Origin of the sequence: Sporosarcina sp. A2, from assembly GCF_050858885.1 — a bacterium.
In the GTDB taxonomy this organism is placed as follows: domain Bacteria; phylum Bacillota; class Bacilli; order Bacillales_A; family Planococcaceae; genus Sporosarcina.
Genome location: NZ_CP193898.1, coordinates 244,056 through 262,374, shown reverse-complemented (window position 1 = coordinate 262,374; position 18,319 = coordinate 244,056). Strand labels below are relative to the sequence as shown.

Annotated in this window: 17 protein-coding genes; 5 read left to right on the top strand and 12 right to left on the bottom strand. The window is 44.6% G+C overall.

All coding sequences use genetic code 11. The features are described 5' to 3' along the window. Positions 1-126 precede the first annotated feature (126 nt). On the bottom strand, positions 127-1,734 hold the full coding sequence (locus ACRPI0_RS01145; RefSeq protein ID WP_432354234.1) for a substrate-binding domain-containing protein: 1,608 nt from the start codon (positions 1,732-1,734) through the stop codon (positions 127-129). Between the two features lie 468 nt (positions 1,735-2,202). Then, complete coding sequence (locus ACRPI0_RS01140; protein ID WP_432355852.1) at positions 2,203-3,432, bottom strand: NupC/NupG family nucleoside CNT transporter; 1,230 nt, start codon at positions 3,430-3,432, stop codon at positions 2,203-2,205. 176 nt (positions 3,433-3,608) lie between these two features. On the opposite strand from ACRPI0_RS01140, the gene ACRPI0_RS01135 reads away from it, so the two are divergent. Beyond that, complete coding sequence (locus ACRPI0_RS01135; protein ID WP_432354233.1) at positions 3,609-4,604, top strand: LacI family DNA-binding transcriptional regulator; 996 nt, start codon at positions 3,609-3,611, stop codon at positions 4,602-4,604. Between the two features lie 13 nt (positions 4,605-4,617). Here the strand turns inward: ACRPI0_RS01135 and ACRPI0_RS01130 are convergent, their stop codons facing one another. The 4 genes from ACRPI0_RS01130 to rbsK all read right to left on the bottom strand — a co-directional run bounded on the left by ACRPI0_RS01130 (position 4,618) and on the right by rbsK (position 9,064). Beyond that, a complete protein-coding gene (locus ACRPI0_RS01130; protein ID WP_432354232.1) occupies positions 4,618-5,907 on the bottom strand; it encodes a uracil/xanthine transporter in 1,290 nt (429 codons plus the stop codon). A 72-nt stretch (positions 5,908-5,979) separates the two neighbouring features. Further along, on the bottom strand, positions 5,980-6,900 hold the full coding sequence (locus ACRPI0_RS01125; protein WP_432354231.1) for a nucleoside hydrolase: 921 nt from the start codon (positions 6,898-6,900) through the stop codon (positions 5,980-5,982). Continuing rightward, positions 6,897-8,096, bottom strand: coding sequence for a M20 metallopeptidase family protein (locus ACRPI0_RS01120; protein ID WP_432354230.1), 1,200 nt, complete (start codon positions 8,094-8,096; stop codon positions 6,897-6,899). Before ACRPI0_RS01120 ends, ACRPI0_RS01125 begins: the two co-directional genes overlap by 4 nt. Positions 8,097-8,119: 23 nt before the next feature. Then, entirely contained in the window at positions 8,120-9,064 is a 945-nt protein-coding gene (rbsK, locus tag ACRPI0_RS01115) for a ribokinase (RefSeq protein WP_432354229.1), read from the bottom strand. 484 nt (positions 9,065-9,548) lie between these two features. Here rbsK and ACRPI0_RS01110 point away from each other — a divergent pair, with 484 nt between their 5' ends. After that, on the top strand, positions 9,549-10,118 hold the full coding sequence (locus ACRPI0_RS01110) for a manganese efflux pump (RefSeq protein ID WP_432354228.1): 570 nt from the start codon (positions 9,549-9,551) through the stop codon (positions 10,116-10,118). 55 nt (positions 10,119-10,173) lie between these two features. Here ACRPI0_RS01110 and ACRPI0_RS01105 read toward each other — a convergent pair whose 3' ends face one another. The 3 genes from ACRPI0_RS01105 to ACRPI0_RS01095 all read right to left on the bottom strand — a co-directional run bounded on the left by ACRPI0_RS01105 (position 10,174) and on the right by ACRPI0_RS01095 (position 13,941). Further along, positions 10,174-11,355: an amidohydrolase gene (locus ACRPI0_RS01105; RefSeq protein WP_432354227.1), complete on the bottom strand. Its 1,182-nt coding sequence runs from the start codon at positions 11,353-11,355 to the stop codon at positions 10,174-10,176. Between the two features lie 19 nt (positions 11,356-11,374). Beyond that, positions 11,375-12,787 (bottom strand): YfcC family protein, encoded by a 1,413-nt coding sequence (locus ACRPI0_RS01100; protein WP_432354226.1) that lies wholly within the window; start codon positions 12,785-12,787, stop codon positions 11,375-11,377. A 359-nt stretch (positions 12,788-13,146) separates the two neighbouring features. Continuing rightward, complete coding sequence (locus ACRPI0_RS01095; RefSeq protein WP_432354225.1) at positions 13,147-13,941, bottom strand: MurR/RpiR family transcriptional regulator; 795 nt, start codon at positions 13,939-13,941, stop codon at positions 13,147-13,149. A gap of 149 nt (positions 13,942-14,090) precedes the next feature. Between ACRPI0_RS01095 and ptsG the strand changes: the two genes are divergently transcribed. Then, positions 14,091-15,641, top strand: coding sequence for a glucose-specific PTS transporter subunit IIBC (ptsG, locus tag ACRPI0_RS01090; RefSeq protein WP_432354224.1), 1,551 nt, complete (start codon positions 14,091-14,093; stop codon positions 15,639-15,641). A gap of 12 nt (positions 15,642-15,653) precedes the next feature. Then, on the top strand, positions 15,654-16,340 hold the full coding sequence (locus ACRPI0_RS01085; RefSeq protein WP_432354223.1) for an N-acetylmannosamine-6-phosphate 2-epimerase: 687 nt from the start codon (positions 15,654-15,656) through the stop codon (positions 16,338-16,340). Positions 16,341-16,414: 74 nt separating this feature from the next. On the opposite strand, the gene ACRPI0_RS01080 is transcribed toward ACRPI0_RS01085, so the two are convergent. From ACRPI0_RS01080 to ACRPI0_RS01070, 3 genes are read right to left on the bottom strand one after another with little or no spacing between them, the layout of a single operon-like run. Further along, positions 16,415-17,302 (bottom strand): GDSL-type esterase/lipase family protein, encoded by an 888-nt coding sequence (locus ACRPI0_RS01080; protein ID WP_432354222.1) that lies wholly within the window; start codon positions 17,300-17,302, stop codon positions 16,415-16,417. A 9-nt stretch (positions 17,303-17,311) separates the two neighbouring features. Next, positions 17,312-17,503: an S-layer homology domain-containing protein gene (locus ACRPI0_RS01075; RefSeq protein WP_432354221.1), complete on the bottom strand. Its 192-nt coding sequence runs from the start codon at positions 17,501-17,503 to the stop codon at positions 17,312-17,314. Between the two features lie 23 nt (positions 17,504-17,526). Beyond that, a complete protein-coding gene (locus ACRPI0_RS01070) occupies positions 17,527-17,730 on the bottom strand; it encodes a hypothetical protein (RefSeq protein WP_432354220.1) in 204 nt (67 codons plus the stop codon). A gap of 241 nt (positions 17,731-17,971) precedes the next feature. Between ACRPI0_RS01070 and ACRPI0_RS01065 the strand changes: the two genes are divergently transcribed. Continuing rightward, complete coding sequence (locus tag ACRPI0_RS01065) at positions 17,972-18,292, top strand: hypothetical protein (RefSeq protein ID WP_432354219.1); 321 nt, start codon at positions 17,972-17,974, stop codon at positions 18,290-18,292. The last annotated feature ends 27 nt before the right edge of the window (positions 18,293-18,319 follow it).

Here is an 18,319-nt window from a genome sequence, read left to right as displayed (position 1 = left end):
TCAGAAACTCGTTACAAAGAATCCGGATTCTCCTAAAATGGAGAATCCGGATTTATTTTTGTGTGAATTTTATCAAGAAACTTCGATTCTATTACCTCGCTCTTTCATGAATCTATAATATCATATTCATCGCTCTTCCAACGGAGCATAACCGGTCTTCTGAACGAGTTTCTGTCCTTCTTCTGACAGGATCCAGTCGATGAATGGTTCGACGTTCCGATTCGTTTCACTCGCAGTCACTGCATATAGATCCACCATCAACGGATACTCCTTCGAGAGGATGTTCTCTTCTGTTGGAGCGATGCCGTCAATCTCCAACAGTTTGATGTTTGGGTCATGAACGAGATTGGATGCGTAATAATTATAGGTGAATCCGATACTCCCTCTTGAATCGGGAAACTCTGATGCTCTTCGGATCATGTCGATCATCCTATTAGATTGGTACTCAGATAACGATTCTACTAGAGGAATCTCTCCCATGATCAGTTCGATTGCTCCTTGTGTTACTTGTTTTGGAGCGTATTGCAATGGGAGAATGGGTTCGGAATAATAGAAGAGCTGGCTCCAATTTGTAAATTCTCCAGAATAGATTTTTTGGATTTGCTCGATTCTTAAACTGGTGATCGGATTGTTTTTATTGACGTAAAAGACAAGAGCGTCTTTAGCGATAGGTGTTATCTTAAGTGTTTTGCCCGATTCATTGACATACTGCTGCTGGGCTCTCGAGAGTGTGGGTGTGAAAATGATATCCGCGTATCCCCTGACTAAGCGCTCCACCGCTTTTTCGTCTTGGCTTACATTGAGCTGACTTCTTTCTAATTCATAGCAAGATTCAGGATAGACTGCCCCCACAAATGCGGAATAGAGTGGAAATACCGTTACTTCACCGTTAAGCTCAGGCGTGGCTTCATCCCACTGGAATCTTTCTGATGTGTTTTTGGAATGAAACCAGCTACTATCCTTACAAGGCGAAAACTTGTGCATATCGACTACTGAGTTGACGCGTTCTTTCCGTTCCGAGTAGGCTGCCTGAATCGGCCAGATTGACACTGCGATAGAGACAGCAATTAGGACGATTAAGAACGTTTGCTTGCGTCGTTTCGTATTCAAAAGGTGGTATTGGTACAAGACAAATGCGCTGTAAAGAAAGACGACGACTGCAATTAGGATTGGTATGAATTGTACCAAACTATCTAAATATAAAATCATATATCCGAAGACAGTTGGGATCGCTAGGAGTACAAATATAATTGTAGCTAGTACTCCCTTCACCAAGCTCATATCATTAATCTGCTTAATTTCGGATGTTGATTTTTTGAATCGCAATAGCACCAGCGCTAATGTGTATACGCATGCTGTTACTAGCGGAAAGAGAATCGGGGTTATGTGCAACAAGAAGTTCAACCCCAGTAACGGTGTTATGAACAAGTGATAGATAGGAATTTTGAGTCCTGCTAGTACATTTATAATAGGTATATCGAATATGACGTTCCCATAGTAATAAAATGCAAAGAATAGTAGATACGTTACGACGATGAATAGGCTCACCCACATGAACAGTTTTTTGGAAATGTTGAATCGACCCACAACAATTATCAACACAATTAGAAATAGCAGCGACGGAATGAATTCCGTCCAGGTCAAGTCAATTGCGGGGTACAGTCTGGCAGTAATGAAGTTTAGTGCAATCGCAGTCCAGTAACTAATCATCAATCCAATTGTCCAGTAGTTCATTCATGTCACTCCTCTTGTAAATTAAAAATCAGGGTGTGGTTAAAAGGTTCATTTGGTGTATTATTACACCAAATTCAAGACGTGTCAATATACTGTGAATTTATTTATGTGAGCTATTTATTTTCTTCATCACATTGGCGTGGTTGCTCGACACTTCACTGGGTTTCTCCCTCACTCAAGTAAGTTTCCCGATCACATCTTGCTATTTCTCCGACACTTAGCGATGTTTCTCGATAACGGGACACAATTCAACAGCGTTAAGGGATTAATTGGGTGCGCTTCGCTTGTTTTAGGAGGGCTATTCCGCTGGCTTGTGGGAATCAGAAAGATGGTGGCTGGAATCGGAAGTTTGGCGGTGTGAATCGACACGATTGAGCAAGGATCGGCAACATCAGAGAATGTATCTGCATCAGCATACAATCCAAAGCAAAAAGCACCCGCGGCTGCGAGTGCTTTTCTACATTTCGTTTACATAAACATACCTGCGATTGTACCGCTCATGAGGTTTGCGAGCGTACCTGCGATGACCGCTTTGAATCCTAGTTTCGCAACGACTGTGCGCTGGTTTTCGGCGAACGCAGTCATGCTGGCAATTAGAATTCCGAGCGATCCAATGTTGGCAAATCCACATAGTGAGAACGTGAGGATTGCAACGGTTTTATGCGAAAGTGAATCGATTAATGGTTGGAATGATGTGAATGCAACCATCTCGTTTAAAATTACTTTTTGACCGAGCAAGTTACCTGCAGTCAATGCTTCAGACCATGGAACACCCATTGCAAACGCAAGTGGTGAGAAGATGTATCCGAAGATCTGCTGAAGAGAAATATTCGGGTGACCGAACCAACCACCAATACCGCCTAGAATTCCGTTAGCCATTGCAAGGAGTGAGATGAACGCGATCAGCATAGCGATAATGAGTCCTGCCATTTTCAGTCCTTCTGCTGCACCTTTTGTGACTGCATCGATTGCGCCAGGCTTTACGCCGCCTTCGCCAATCAATTCCTTAGGAGCTTCGTCCACCACATTGACGGGAACTTCTGTCTCTGGAATGAGGATCTTTGCAAAAACCAGTCCTGCAGGAGCTGCCATGAAACTTGCGGACAGTAAATAATTAATAGGGATTCCAAGTGCTGCGTAGGCGAGCATCGTTCCACCTGCTACAGAAGCGAGTCCGCCTACCATGACGGCAAAAAGTTCAGATCGTGTCAGTGTCTTAATGTATGGCTTAATAATAACTGGTGCTTCTTGAATTCCTAAGAAGATATTGGCCGCTGCCGTAAGTGACTCCGGCTTACTAGTTCCTAATAGTTTCGATAATCCTCCACCGACGACTCGGACGAAGAATTGCATGATTCCATAATGATAAAGAAGAGAAATAAGCGCAGTGACGAAGATCGCCATCGCTGCAACACGGATTCCGAAGATGAAACCTGTCGGAGCCGATGAATCCGCAAGACTCCCGAAGACAAAAGCGAGTCCTTCATTTCCGTAGTGGATCACATTTTGGATACCGCCGGAAAACTTTTCAATTACTGCACGTCCTCCAGAAGACTTCAACACGAGATAGCCAAAGAAGATTTGCATAACCACACCAATTCCGACGACGCGGTAATTGATTTTGCGTTTGTTGTCTGAGAGCAAAAATGCGACGAAAAGGATGACGAGGCATCCGAGTAAGCCAGTTAGGATGTTCATTAGTTTCTCCTCTAGTAAATGGATTATGTTGCGGTGTGTAATCGGTTTCATATAATTTACCACAGGTTGAATATGAGCGTCAATAACAAATTGTGACATACTATTTACAACGACTTGAAACACTTTTCTATTATTGGTATATTTGTGTAAACGATAACATAGTAGAGGAGAAACTGATGGCTACCATTAAAGATGTAAGTAAATTAGCAGGTGTTTCTGTCGCGACTGTTTCCCGCTATTTGAATAAGAACGGCTACGTCAGTAAAGATGCGGCGGATACAATTGCTGCAGTCATTGAAAAACTCAACTATCGGCCTAATACGATTGCGAGAAGTCTGGCGGGAATGAAAACCGCTACGGTCGGATTGATGGTGCCAGACATCCTGAACCCCTTCTTCCCTGAGCTCGCGCGGGCGATTGAAGACGCTGCGAACGACTACGGCTATACGGTCATGTTGTGCAACACCGACAATGATTCTATTAAAGAACAAAAGTACATAGACACGCTGTTACACAAGCAAATCGATGGCATTATTATCTCTTCCTATACGATAAAACCAGAACACTTAACCCAACTACAGAAAAATTCCATCCCCGTCGTTCTCATGGATAACGTGTTTTCCAGTGATTCCGTCGTTTCACTCACCGTTGAAAATCGCCGAGGCGGCGAACTGGCGGTCGAGCATTTGCTCACACAAGGTTGTTCAAAAATCGCCCATATATGTGGGCCACTCTCAATCACTTCCTCACGCGAACGAACGAACGGATATGAAAATGCCAGCCGCGGGACAGACTGGTTTTCTCCTAGTTTAATCGGTTATAGCGATTTCACTGTAAAAGGTGGCTACACGGCTATGAGGGAATTACTAGCGTTGCACCCTAATCTAGATGGCGTGTTTGCGAGTAATGATTTAATGGCGGCAGGTGCGCTTAGAGCGTTACAGGAAGCCGGTAAAAACGTCCCTCGAGACGTCAAAGTCATTGGGTTCGATGGCATTGGGCTTGAAATGATGACGCCTGAATTGTCGACTATTGCACAACCAATCTACGAACTCGGCAAAACGGCAATGGATTCTCTAATCGGGTTAATCCGACAAGAAACAGACATCGTGACCGATCAAACTTTCCCGGTTACACTAGTCGCAAAACAGTCGACAATGACACACAACTAAAAGGAGCTCCCCGTTAATGGGTGAGCTCCTTCACTTTGTTGCGGGACATGAATTCCATCATGACAGACAGCAGGACGCCGACGAGCAAACCATTGCTGACGAGTGGCTGTAACATGATAGGGAACGCACCAAACGTTGCGGGTGGCACATTTAAAATACTGAGTCCGACAAGCATCGGAATCGTCAGCCTGTGCATGGAGATGCTATCCAGAGGCAGCCTTCTGACATTGCGTATTGCTGTGCTGAATAACTGCAAGTATGCGACGAACAGTACGGAATCACCTACAGTCGCTGGCATTGTCGAGAAAAACCCTCCGAGTGCAGGGACGAGTCCAAGCACAATGAATAGTACACTGCCAAGGATGAATGGACCCCTCTGAAAAATCCGAGTACTTTGCAAGAACCCGATGGAGGATGAGTACGGCCCGAATGGAATCAAGCCGAATAATCCTGCAATAATCGTTCCCGCACCAGTCACATAATACGACTTTTGGTAACGCGCTAGCGTCGTGCGTTCATTGAACAAGGATTCCACAGTTGAGATCGCAACGAGCGAATTTGCCATATTGATGAGCCCCGCGATGAACGCAGTGACGACGATGCCGATATGTAGCTTCGGCTCTCCTAGAGGGAGCAATTTGAAAATGGTGCCTCCCGCAGACGGCATGGTTTCACTTCCAAAGAACAGAACATAAGCACCCCATCCTCCAATCATACCAATGAGTATCGAGAAATTAGCGATACCTCCCCTGCCGATTAGTGACATAACAAGAACAGCAACAACGATAATCACTGACAGAAATGCAATTGGCAGATTGATGGCACCGCCCTCCCCAATCCCCATCATTCCCTTGAAAAAGTACAAAATCAGTTGTACGGAGAGGAGGAATAAGTAAATCACCAGGACAACCGGGTTAAATATTTTCTGTAATAGTTCTGTAAATCCAATCGCTCCTAGAACGATTGTCACCACTCCTGCTAGCAGCATCCCTACCGCTAAACTCCCTCCGAGCTCTGAATAGCTGAGACCCATCGCGGGTGCAGAGGCGCACAAACTCAAAACAAGTCCCCACCAAATTCCACCATGACCCTCAAGCAATGGATAACGATGGCCGATGAGCGACTGCAATAGACTCGCTGCACCTATTGTGATGAATGAGGTGCGGATCAGTCCAGCCGTTTCCGCGTCCGTCAGACCGAACGCCAGACTGATGGAAAGCGGAACAACAACCGTATTGACTACCATGAAAAATAGCCATTGGATGCCTGCGAGTGAAAAGGCAGGTTTCGATAATTGTGGCATATACGCCCAACCTTTCTATCCTAGAATTGAATAAAAAGAGTCTGACAACCTACTGTCAGACTCTTCCCTAACTTACTTTCCTAATGTATCAACTAATGTTTGGATGAAACGTGCTTCATCCACTTCCATGCACACATTTACATTTGGTTCGCGCTTGTAATAGTTTTTGAAGTCACAAACCGTTTGTCCATCGCACAATTCGCTCTTTGTTTCTACATCGACAAAGTATTTCTCTGTTTTCACAAGTGTCCGATCTAATGCAACGCCAACTGCAAGTGGGTCGTGCATTGAGCAGGCTTCACGACCGTTTCTCTTAAGGTAATGATTCATATAATGAACTGTTGATTCTGCAACGAAGTCACGAATTGGTCCTTCTTGAATCGCTTCAACATCTTTTTTCGTCAATAATGTGTTTGACGTCACGTCGAGCCCAACCATTGTAATCGGGATTCCTGAATGCAACACAATTTTCGCTGCTTCTGGATCGATGTACATGTTGTATTCAGCTGCTGGTGTAATATTGCCTGGGAAGTCGACTGCTCCGCCCATGATGACAAGCTCTTTCAACAAATCTTTCAAGCGTGGTTCTTTACGGATAGCAAGCGCCATATTCGTCAGTGGTGCAAGTAGAATAACTGTGATTTCACCTGGATATTTCTTCGCTTGTTCGATGATGAAATCAGGAGCGAAGCCTTCATCACGGATTTCAACTTCCATATCTTGCAACGCGCCACCGATTCCGTCGTTTCCATGAACACTCACTTCAAAAAACGGTTCGCGTAACAACGGACGTGCTGCACCTTGAACTACTTTCAAGTCGTCACGACCTAGTAACGTAGTGACTTTACGAGTGTTTCTCGTCGCTTGCTCTAAAGATGTATTCCCGTTCACCGTTGTAATGCCGAGTATGTCTGCCTGTCCGCTTTTTTCTGCGAGTAAAATTCCGATTGCGTCGTCAATTCCAGTATCTACGTCAATAATCACTTTTTTCATGATTGTCCCACCTTTTCACATTGTAGTAGTTCGGTTAAACTATGCAATCCTGTTGCGACACCGTACTTCAGCGCATCCAAGTTCACATGATAGTTCGCGTTATGCCAAGGGAAGTTTTCTTTTTCAGATGATCCCGTGCCCCAATACATGAAAACGGATGGAACTTCTGCCGCAACTATAGAGAAATCATCGCCACTCATATACGGGTGTTCATTGACCACGACAGCGTGTTCTCCAAATGTTGACGTGATCGATTGTGTTAACACGTCTGTCAGTTCAGGGTCATTCCAGCTTGCAGGGTACCCTTTGCTGTAGGTGTATTCATACGATCCACCCCAGAATTCCGTGACAGAACGTAGCAATACTTCCAATTGTGATGCGATACGGTCTTGAGTTTCTGTTTTAATCGTACGAACCGTTCCAGAAATTTCCACCCGACCGCATAATACGTTCGAAGTCGTACCTCCATTAATGGTTCCGAACGTAATGACGCCGTTATCGAGCGGTGACGTTTGGCGTGACACGATATTTTGAACACCTGAAACGAATTGACCCGCCATCGCAATAGCGTCAATTCCTTGCTGAGGGGCTGCTGCGTGTCCGCCTTTACCGATAAGTGTTATGTACACGCGATCCGTATTCGCAAGCATATATCCAGGTTTCATCTCAAAAACACCTGGTGCAAGGAACGGATTCGTATGAAGACAAATGGCTGCATCGACTTTAGGATTCTCAAGAATCCCTTCTTCGATCATCGGCTTCGCTCCACCCGGTTGTGCTTCTTCCGTAGGTTGGAACATGATTTTGACTGTCCCGTTCCACTCGTCTTTGCGCTCTTTCAAGATCGTTAAAATCGCTAGACCGATTGTCATATGCGCATCATGTCCACAGGCATGCATAACGCCTTTGTTTTTCGAGCTATACTCAAGTCCTGTGTTTTCTTCTATTGGCAATGCGTCAATGTCGCAACGCATAAGAATCGTTTTACCAGGCTGCGCTCCAGTGATTTCTGCGCACACACCTGTGTCTGCCATCGCTCTGTTATCGATGCCAATGCGATCCAATTCTTGTTGAATGAACGCTTGAGTATTCGTTTCTTCTTTACTCAATTCGGGATGCATGTGCAAGTGTTTGTAAGTGTCCCGAAGATACCCGTCGAGACGTTCTTCGATCCATTGGATAGAAATCGTTTCCATATTAACGTCTCCCTTTTTTTGAATTAATCCAAATCGGCTGCGTATGGCATACCGTCTTGTGCTCCGAATTTTGTTACCGCGCGTGCAGCGACTCGAGTTGCGAATTCAACCATTTCTGAGAGTGATTTTTCTTCAGCAATCCCGACAGCAAGTGCTCCATTAAACGAGTCACCTGCACCTGTCGTGTCGACGACTTTGACTTTTTCAGCAGGCGTAATGACGAGTTCTCCGTCTTGTAAATACGCACTTCCTTGTTCGCCGAGCGTGACGATTAGCGTTTGGTTATACGTGTCTCCCCATGTTTTCATGAGCTCAGTCAATTCTGCATTTGTCGTGAAGCTATGCTCTGCTAGCAGTGCAAATTCTGTTTCGTTTGGCGTCAAATAATCGACTAGTTTAAGTAATTCTGCAGATAGTGTTTGCGCAGGTGCTGGGTTTAGGATTGTTTTTACATTGTATTTATTCGCGATTTTTAAGACCTTTTCTACGGTATCCAAAGGGATTTCGAGTTGCGTTAACAAAACGTCCGCTTCGGAAATGAGTTGCTCTATTTCGGACGTGATTTTCTCTGGTGTCAGCGTGAAGTTTGCACCAGGGACAACGACGATACAATTATCATGATTGACATGAAAAATGTCTGCGATACCTGTTTTGACGTCTTGGACTTGTTCGATAAACGTCGTGTTCACTTGGTTTTTCTCCATTTGTTCCAGTAAACTTTTTCCAAATTCGTCTTGGCCAACCGCTCCGATCATGGAGACATCGCCGTTCAAGCGTGCAATGCTGACAGCCTGATTGGCGCCTTTACCGCCGGGAAGGTAGTTGACTTCATTGCCTAAAATCGTTTCACCAATCTGGGGCAAGCGGTTTGTTGAAATTATAATATCCATATTTAAACTGCCGACAACGACAATACGTTTCTTCAATTCATCACCTGTTTTCAAGTAGTAGTAGACAGGACGTTCCATTCCGTGTGTAACCGATTACACATTTATAGAATAGCATAGAATGTTTGGTGCAAGCAATGGTTTTCCCCAACTCTCCTAGAATTTTTTGAGTAGTCAATTAAGTCCTGGCGTTCAGGAGTTGTCCGACACACATACAGAGTTCTCGGTCACTCAGGCGTCTTACTTCTTCACATAGTCGAGTTTCTCCATCACTCCCGATGATTTCTCCTACACATAGCCAAGTTTCTCAATAACGGGACACAATTCAACTGCGTTAAGGGATTAATTGGTAGCGCTTCGCTTGTTTTTGGATAGAGATTCCGCTGGATCGTGGGAATCGGAAAGATGTGCGCATGAATCGGAAGTTTCACGCAAACAATCGGCAACATGAGCGAATTTATCGGCATCAGACTACATTTTGCTCATCCCGCAACTAATCCATGTGCCCCCTTCCTCGTAAGCCTCGATGCATATACTGCAGGTACACCGAGGGAGGCCGGGACTTATGCAATGGATTATGATACTTTTCCTTGGCATCGCTGCCAACTTAGATAACTTAGGAATTGGATTGGCATATGGCATTCAAAAGACTAAGATTCCTTTTCGCTCGAACGTCACGATCGCTCTTGTGTCAATGGTAGTTACGTATTTCGCTATGGTAACTGGTGATCAGTTATCGACTTATATTTCCTTAGGAACTGCGGATCTCATCGGTGGGTTATTACTGTGTACAATCGGTCTGTGGATGTTACTGCAGCCGAGGCCGATGCAACCGAATCCGTTCGAAGATCCTACCGTCGCCGATACAGATGGCGATCGGATTATCTCCATTCGTGAAGCTCTTCCTCTTGGATTTCTTTTATCTGCAAACTGTTTGGCGGCGGGGTTTGGAATGGGCGTCGGTGGTAGTTCAATGCTCGGTACGATTACCTCGGTCGGTTTCTTTTCATTAATTACAATCGGCGCAAGCCATCGATTCGGGTCGCTACTTTCGCGTACGTGGATTGGCAAATACCCTACTGGAATCGCGGGCGGATTGCTGATCGTCATTGGTATCGTAGAAATTCTGTTCTGATGGACCATAAAAAAAGCTCGTACCCGGTGCGTTCAGGTACGAGCTTTTTTTATGGTTACTCGTTGTTCAATACATCCTCAAATACAAGGCCAATGAACGTCTTGCCGATATACTCCATTGAACGTTCATCAACATCGAACATCGGATGGTGATGCGGATAGACAGCTTGGATTTCAGGATTTCTTCCGCCAGCTAGGAAGAATGATCCTTTAACTGCCTTCTGATAATACGCAAAGTCTTCGCTGCCCATCATAGGCGGTCCATAACTCACTTTTTCTTCACCGAAGATCTTCGTAGCCACTTCATTCACTCGCGTAGTCTCTTCAGGATCATTCCAGATGGAAGGACAATCACTAATATAAACTAACTTATACTCAGCGCCCGCTGCTTCACATGTCGATTTCACGATTTGCTTCAATGCACCTTCAATCATTTTACGAACTTCTTCGTTATACGTTCGCACCGTCCCTTTAATGATTGCCTTGTTCGGGATGACATTATGGCCTTCCCCGCTATGCAATGAACCGACCGTTACAGCTGCTGCTTCTTGCGGACTCACGCGTCGACTTACAATCTGCTGCAAATTGACGACGAGCTGACTTGCTGTAACGAGCGCGTCAATCGTTTCATGAGGAGACGCTCCGTGACCACCTTTCCCGATCACTTCGATAGTGAAATCGTCTTGCGCTGAAGACGAATACCCTTCCATCACTTGTACCGTTCCAACAGGCTCGGTGGACATGACATGTGCTCCATAAATGACGTCGACGCCATCCAAACAGCCATCTTTGACCATCAGATCCGCTCCACCTGGTGTTGTTTCTTCAGCAAATTGGTGAACAAAAACAACTGTTCCAGCGATTTGGTCCTGAACTTCAGATAACACTTTCGCAACGCCGAGTAACGACGCGGTATGCAAATCGTGACCACAAGCGTGCATCACGCCGGGCACTTGCGATTTATAAGGGACTTCTTTTTCATCCTGGATCGGTAATGCATCAAAATCAGCACGCAGTGCAATCGTTTTTCCCGGTTTGCCGCCGACTAACGTCCCCACTACACCGCGTCCACCAACGCCTTCACGGACATCGATTCCAAGTTTACGCAAGTATTCAGCAATCATTTTTGGTGTTTCTACTTCTTCGTTCGATAACTCAGGATGTTGGTGCAGATGACGTCTAATTTCTACTTGTTCCGAGTACACTCCGTCATAACGTTCGAATAATTGATTTAACAAAACAATTCCTCCTTAAAAGTTACGCAGGCCAGACAAAAACGTGCGCAATGGTTACGAATATAGCTCCAAGTATAAATTGAATCAAAATCAATGGCCACACCCACTTGAACCATTTAGCAAATGAAATTCCCGCCATTGCGAGTGCCGCAAGCAGCAAACCGCTCGTTGGCGTAAAGATGTTCGTCAGCCCATCCCCCATTTGGAAAGCAAGAACAGATGTCTGTCGACTCACTCCTAGTAAATCAGAAAGTGGTGTCATGATTGGCATGCTGAGGGCAGCTTGACCACTTCCTGAAGTCACGATGATATTTAACAGACATTGCATGACATACATTCCGATTGCGGCAAAACTTGATGGTAGTTGTGAAACCATACCAGATATTCCGTATAGAATCGTGTCAATCGTACTACTCTCCTGCAAAATTACAAGGGCACCGTAAGCAAATCCAACAACTAGTGCACCAACAACCAACTCTTCACAACCTCGCACGAACGAAGCTGCAGTTCCGTTAATTCCTTTTCCATTCACAAGACCAATTATAAGTGCCATGATGAGGAATAATGCAGAAATTTCCGTAATGTACCATTTGAATTCGATGACACCGAAACCAAGCGCAATGAGTGTCGCAACCAAAATGAGAAGTGTCGCGATTTGCTTCTTTGTCAACGTATGTTCTTTGATCAAATCCACGCGGATATTGCGTTTTTTATCCTCTTCATACATTAAGCTCGCTTCAGGATTCTTGCGTATCTTGTGCGCATATCGAAGAACATACAAAATCGCGACCGTCATGTAAATAAACCAGAAAATCACTCGCAGTCCCATACCCGAGAAAATTGGGACTTCTGCAATTCCTTGTGCCACACCAATCGTGAACGGGTTCATGAAGGCAGCTGTGAATCCTGAAGCTACCCCTACTAATACCATACCCGTTCCAACAAGAGAGTCAAAGCCCATCATAATCGCAAGTGGAATCATAATTAGGATGAACGGCAGCGACTCTTCAAACATCCCGATTGCCGCTCCACCTAGCCCGAAGAACAGCATGACAATCGGGATCAGATACATCTCTTTGCCTTCTAATTTGGTCGAAATGCTTCCGAACGCTCCTTCAATCGCATTCGATTCGCGGAAAACGTTAAATGCGCCACCTACAATGAAGATGAAAAAAATGATCGGCGCGCTTTGCACCATTCCTTTATGTACCGCTTCAAATACTGGTAAAATGCCCGCAGATTCCGCGTCAATAGGATGATATGATCCGTCCACAACATATGACCTGCCGTCTTCATTTTCAACTCGATCATACTCTCCTGCTGGTATTAAATATGTAGCAATCGCCATAATAATGATGACGGTGAACAGAATAACGAATGGATGTGGTGCTTCCATACGCCACTTTTTCTTCCCCTTGCTTGCGTGCTCTGTCATCCATTCTTCCCCCTGACGTTTTCTATTCTGACCCAATCCCCATCATAACCCTTCGAAGTCCACTTCCATTTATATGCACATTTGTGTATGCATATTCGAATCGCATCGAGCCTCGGCGAATTCGTAATCAGATTTCATATACGTTACTACAAGCATTTATATCAGTCAACTCTAATTTCATTACTTATTTCAAAGAATCTAACTATAATTAGTTGTGAATAATTATACGTTCCGCTGAATTAAATAGTGCATTATTCAGTAAATTGTCAAACTAGGAAATGTGCAGGAAAAAACATCCCTCGATTCACCTATAAAAAAGGTGATTGAGGGATTGGATCACTTACTATTGAATTACGTGCTCAACCAAAACGCTTGAGGGCATGGAGGGTTTTCTTACGTTGCTCCATCAACCTCGGATCTTCCAGCAATCGATATGTAAGTACATCCAAGTAAAAGAGGCTTGAAATTTGTGTATTGATGAACTTTTCGTCATCTACGAAAACATGATTGGCGATTAGCACGACTTCATCAGCTAACGCAGTTAGCTCTTCGGAATCATTAGTCGTAATGACAATCACTCGAGCTCCGCATTCTTTCGCCTGTTGCGTTGCGTCCAACACACTTTGTGTTTTACCTGTATACGAGAAACACATGAAGACGTCTTCTTCATGCAACAATGCACTTTTCATGACCATGGCATGGGCATCTGTGATGGATGTCGAATCGATTCCCATGCGCTCAATCCGGCTATTGAATTCCTTGGCGATTAACCCCGAATTGCCTATGCCGCAAAACAAGACGCGCTTCGCAGCGATTAACTCATTAGCAATCCGTTCCGTTTGTTCAGGATCCATGAATTGTTGAGTGGATGCAATAATGGACGTGTAATAATTCGAAACCCGATCGACATCTTCGACAATCGAGCGCTTTTCCGTACTCGTCGCAAGAATCGTGTACTTCATCTGTTGGAAACTTGCAAACTGAATCTTTTTGCAGAAACGGGTGATACTTGAAGGGGATACATCGATCACTTCTGCAAGATCCGTTATCGATTTCTGCGCAATATCTTTTTCACTCAGCAAGTGCCCTGCGATTTTACGATCGTTTTCGGTGAACTCCGAACTGTACATTTGTAGACGATTTTCAAAATCCATTGTCAAAATCCTTTCACTCGTTGTTCTTTCTTTCATCATAGCATAGCCTAAAATCGCCGCCACTGTATTGAATAGGCTAAATCGTATATTGACAGTTTTGAAAGCGTTTGCTATTCTAAATAAAAATATTTCCAGGAGGTTAATGATTTATGAAAAACTTTTTCGGTAAAGCGCAACAGTTCGGGAAATCGTTCATGTTGCCCATCGCGATTTTACCTGCCGCTGGTTTGCTTCTCGGAATCGGGGGCGCATTATCCAATCCGAATACAATAAGTTCGTATCCGATTTTAGATCAGTCTTTCTTACAAGCACTCTTTACGATAATGAGCAGCGCAGGTAGCATCGTATTCGCCAACCTTCCTGTCATCTTCGCTGTCGGGATAGCGATTGGTCTTGCCCGTTCCGATAAAGGAACAGCAGCACTCGCAGCCCTTGTCGGTTACTTGGTCATGAACGCGACCATCAATGCAATCTTGATCATCACCGATTCCCTTGCTGTTGACAATCTATCCGCTGTCGGACAAGGAACAGCTTTAGGCATTCAAACGCTTGAAATGGGCGTGTTCGGTGGTATTGTCGTCGGAATTATGGCCGGTATGTTGCATAATCGGTTCAACAAAATCGAGCTACCTCAGTATTTAGGATTCTTCGGCGGCTCACGTTTCATACCTATTGTGACTGCATTTTCATCCATCATTCTTGGAGCAATCCTGTTCTTCGTATGGCCACTGTTCCAAAACCTGATTTCTGAAGCTGGAAATTTGGTCAATGCGACAGGCGTCATCGGAACGTTCCTATATGGATTCATCCTCCGTATGCTTGGGCCTTTCGGATTGCACCACATTTTCTACTTGCCATTTTGGCAGACTGGCCTCGGTGGAACGCTTGAAATCGGTGGTCAACTGGTTCAAGGTACGCAAAACATTTTCTTTGCACAACTCAGTGATCCGTCAACAACCCGATTCTATGAAGGCACGTCCCGCTTCATGTCCGGTCGCTTCATCACGATGATGTTCGGTCTTCTCGGAGCGGCTCTTGCGATTTATCATACTGCGAAGCCAGAGCACAAAAAAGTCGTTGGCGGACTCATGCTATCTGCCGCGTTAACTTCATTCTTAACAGGAATAACAGAGCCACTTGAGTTCTCATTCCTCTTCATTGCACCTGCATTATATGTGGTTCACGCAATATTTGATGGGTTAGCGTTCATGATGGCTGACATTTTCAATATTACGATTGGACAGACATTCTCAGGTGGGTTCATCGACTTCATGCTGTTCGGAGTCCTGCAGGGGCAAGCGAAAACGAATTGGATGATTGTGATACCAATCGGTATCGTCTGGTTCTTCCTGTACTATTTCGTATTCAAGTTCATGATCAAGAAGTTCAATTTCAAAACACCAGGTCGTGAGGATGAAAAACCAGCGGAATCAGCTGCTGTACAACCATCCACCGACCAACAAGGAAGCCGTACACATCAGATTATCGCTGCATTTGGTGGTAAAGAAAACATCATTGACCTTGATAATTGCGCTACGCGTTTACGGGTGACTGTGAAGGAGCCTGAACTCGTCCAGAAAGACGCATTCCTTTCGACAGGAAGTAAAGGTGTCATTATGAACGGAAATGGTGTCCAAGTCGTTTACGGACCACAAGTTTCAGTCATCAAGAACCAAGTAGAAGAAGAATTAGAGGGATAAGGAGGAACCGTTATGCATTTACCATCTGACTTAATCGTCTCTTGCCAAGCACTAGAAGATGAGCCGTTACACTCATCTTTCATCATGAGCAAGGTCGCACTCGCTGCCTACCAGGGTGGAGCAAAAGGGATTCGCGCCAATTCAAAAGAAGATATCTTAGCCATCAAACAAGAAGTGTCACTACCTGTGATTGGCATTGTGAAACGGAATTATCCGGGATCGGATGTCTATATTACAGCGACGCGCACTGAGGTGGACGAATTGCTCGCAAGCGGGTGTGAAGTGATTGCGATGGACGCGACGCTTGCAACTCGTCCTGCGGAGTCGCTTCAGAAATTGGTCGAATATGTGCGTACTACTGCACCAAACGTCGAACTAATGGCGGACATTGCAACCGTAGAAGAAGCGGTTCACGCAGATCAGCTCGGCTTCGATTATATAGGCACGACGTTACATGGCTACACGGAGAATACTACAGGTGAAAAAGTGTATCACAATGACTTCGCATTCTTGAAGGACGTGCTGAACGCGGTCTCTACCCCGGTGATCGCTGAAGGGAATATCGCAACACCCGCGATGCTGAAACGTGTATTCGAACTCGGTGTCTACGCAACAGTTGTCGGTGGCGCGATCACGCGTCCTCGGGACATCACCCGAACATTTTCCAATGAATTGAAAAACGCTCGTACAAATTCTTGATATGCAAAAAAGCCATCCTCATGAGGGTGGCTTTTTGTATGTCAGTTCAAACTATCGAAAAGAGCTACTCGTCTTCATTTCAACTGCAATTTTTCTTGGATTGCTTCCCACATGACCGAATACCCTGCGCTTGTCGGGTGTGGACTGTCTGCTACCATCAAATCTGTATAGTTCGTTTCGGGATTCGCCTTTAAATATGCGTTTACTGCATCGTAATGGGACACGAATGTATAGTTGTTTTCACTACTGATCCGTTTCAATACATGGTTGATGCTTTCCGGTGAGAACTTATAATTGTAAATTGTATTTGCCGAAGGTGGTGGCGCCATAACAATCATGAGCTCCGATCGTTTATCCACTTCAACTAACAATTTGCGGATTGTCTGCTCGTACTGGTCTAGACTACTATCGATACGGTCGTTCGTACCAAGCATGACAAAGACAACATCTTCTTTGGATGAAACCAGATTGTTCACGTGCTCCAATGACCACTGAGCCGATTTTCCGCTAATGCCTGCATTGAAGAAATCGACTTGTTGACCGGACGCTGACTTGTTAGCGTATGCACGGAATCGATTTGCCCATGTATTCGCTTGATGAGACGCTTCCCTATACGTAGTCTTTCCGTCTTGTAAAATCACACGTCCATCTGCCGGAATCAGGTAACCCTCTCCACCAGCGCCCGCTGAAATGCTATCGCTGATCAGCTTGATGGATTTCACATTTCCACTGTTCAACTTGTCCGCAAGAACACTGTATGATTTCGGCATCCTTTTTGTCAGTTTATCCATTTCTGCACTATACACCAACACCGCGAATTCTCCTCGCTTCAACAGGTCATCTGTTCCAAAACTGGTTTCCGACTTGCCTTTTGTTATCCCATTTGCAACTAATCCAGCAACTGCATCCACGTAACGACTATTGACATCCCGAAATGCAACGCTGGAGGAGTTACCAGTCAAGGCGTAGGATTAAGCATGGCGAAGCATAAGAGCCATCTCACCCCGTTTAATGGAATCTGCAAATCCAAAAAACTGATCGCTTTTCCCTTGGACGATGCCTGCCTGTTTTAACGCAGCAATCGCCTGTTCCGCACGTGCGGGAACGTCTGCAAATTTACGCATTGCAATATCGTCTTTTGGTAATTTTAATGCATTTGCCAATATGACCGCTGCGCTACCGCGGGTTATTGACTCAATTGTGCAAAAAGTGTTGGTGAAATACCATTTGTATAATTTTTCCCTGTTAAATAATCGACGGACTCTCTGTATGTCGGTGAAACGTCTGTAAATTCGTGCGCCAATGCATAATTTGGTGAAATTGAAGCTACTAATAGTTTAAGCACACCCAGTGTCATCCATTTCCGGTAAGGTTTCATTTGTTCGTTCATTCTCCTTTGTCCTGGTTATGTATTCAGTATCTAACAAATTCAAGGAGAATGATAGAGCATTATTATTCGTTATACTTCTCTAAGGACAACCTTTTTTACCTGCTCTCAAACAGTAGTTACTAACTTTCTATAGGCAACTATTTATAAACGCGAAAATATATGAATACGTGACTTTAGGACTGTATACTTTACCTGTTTTTATAGATAAAATAGTCTTATCAAACAGTGGAGGTTGGACTAGATGAGTTGGTTTGTTCTCGGTATTTTCGTCTTGTTAGTGACATGGGGATTCACAAAGTCTATTGTCCTCGGGATTGTACTGCTTTTTACATGCTGTGCACTCTATTCAGGTTTTGCATTACTCAAAAACCGTTCACGTCGACTAGTGAAACCGAGCCGTGCCCAACGCTATTCTCGACAAGAGTTTCTAACTACTGAACTCAAGCGACTCAAGGACTTACGAGAATCTGGTCTATTAACAGATGACGAACTCACTGTTCAAAATCGTCTACTCTCTTGCAGCGATCGATCGAATACATATAAGACTAATTGTTCAATATAACCTATCAACAAGTCAGTCGACACACTC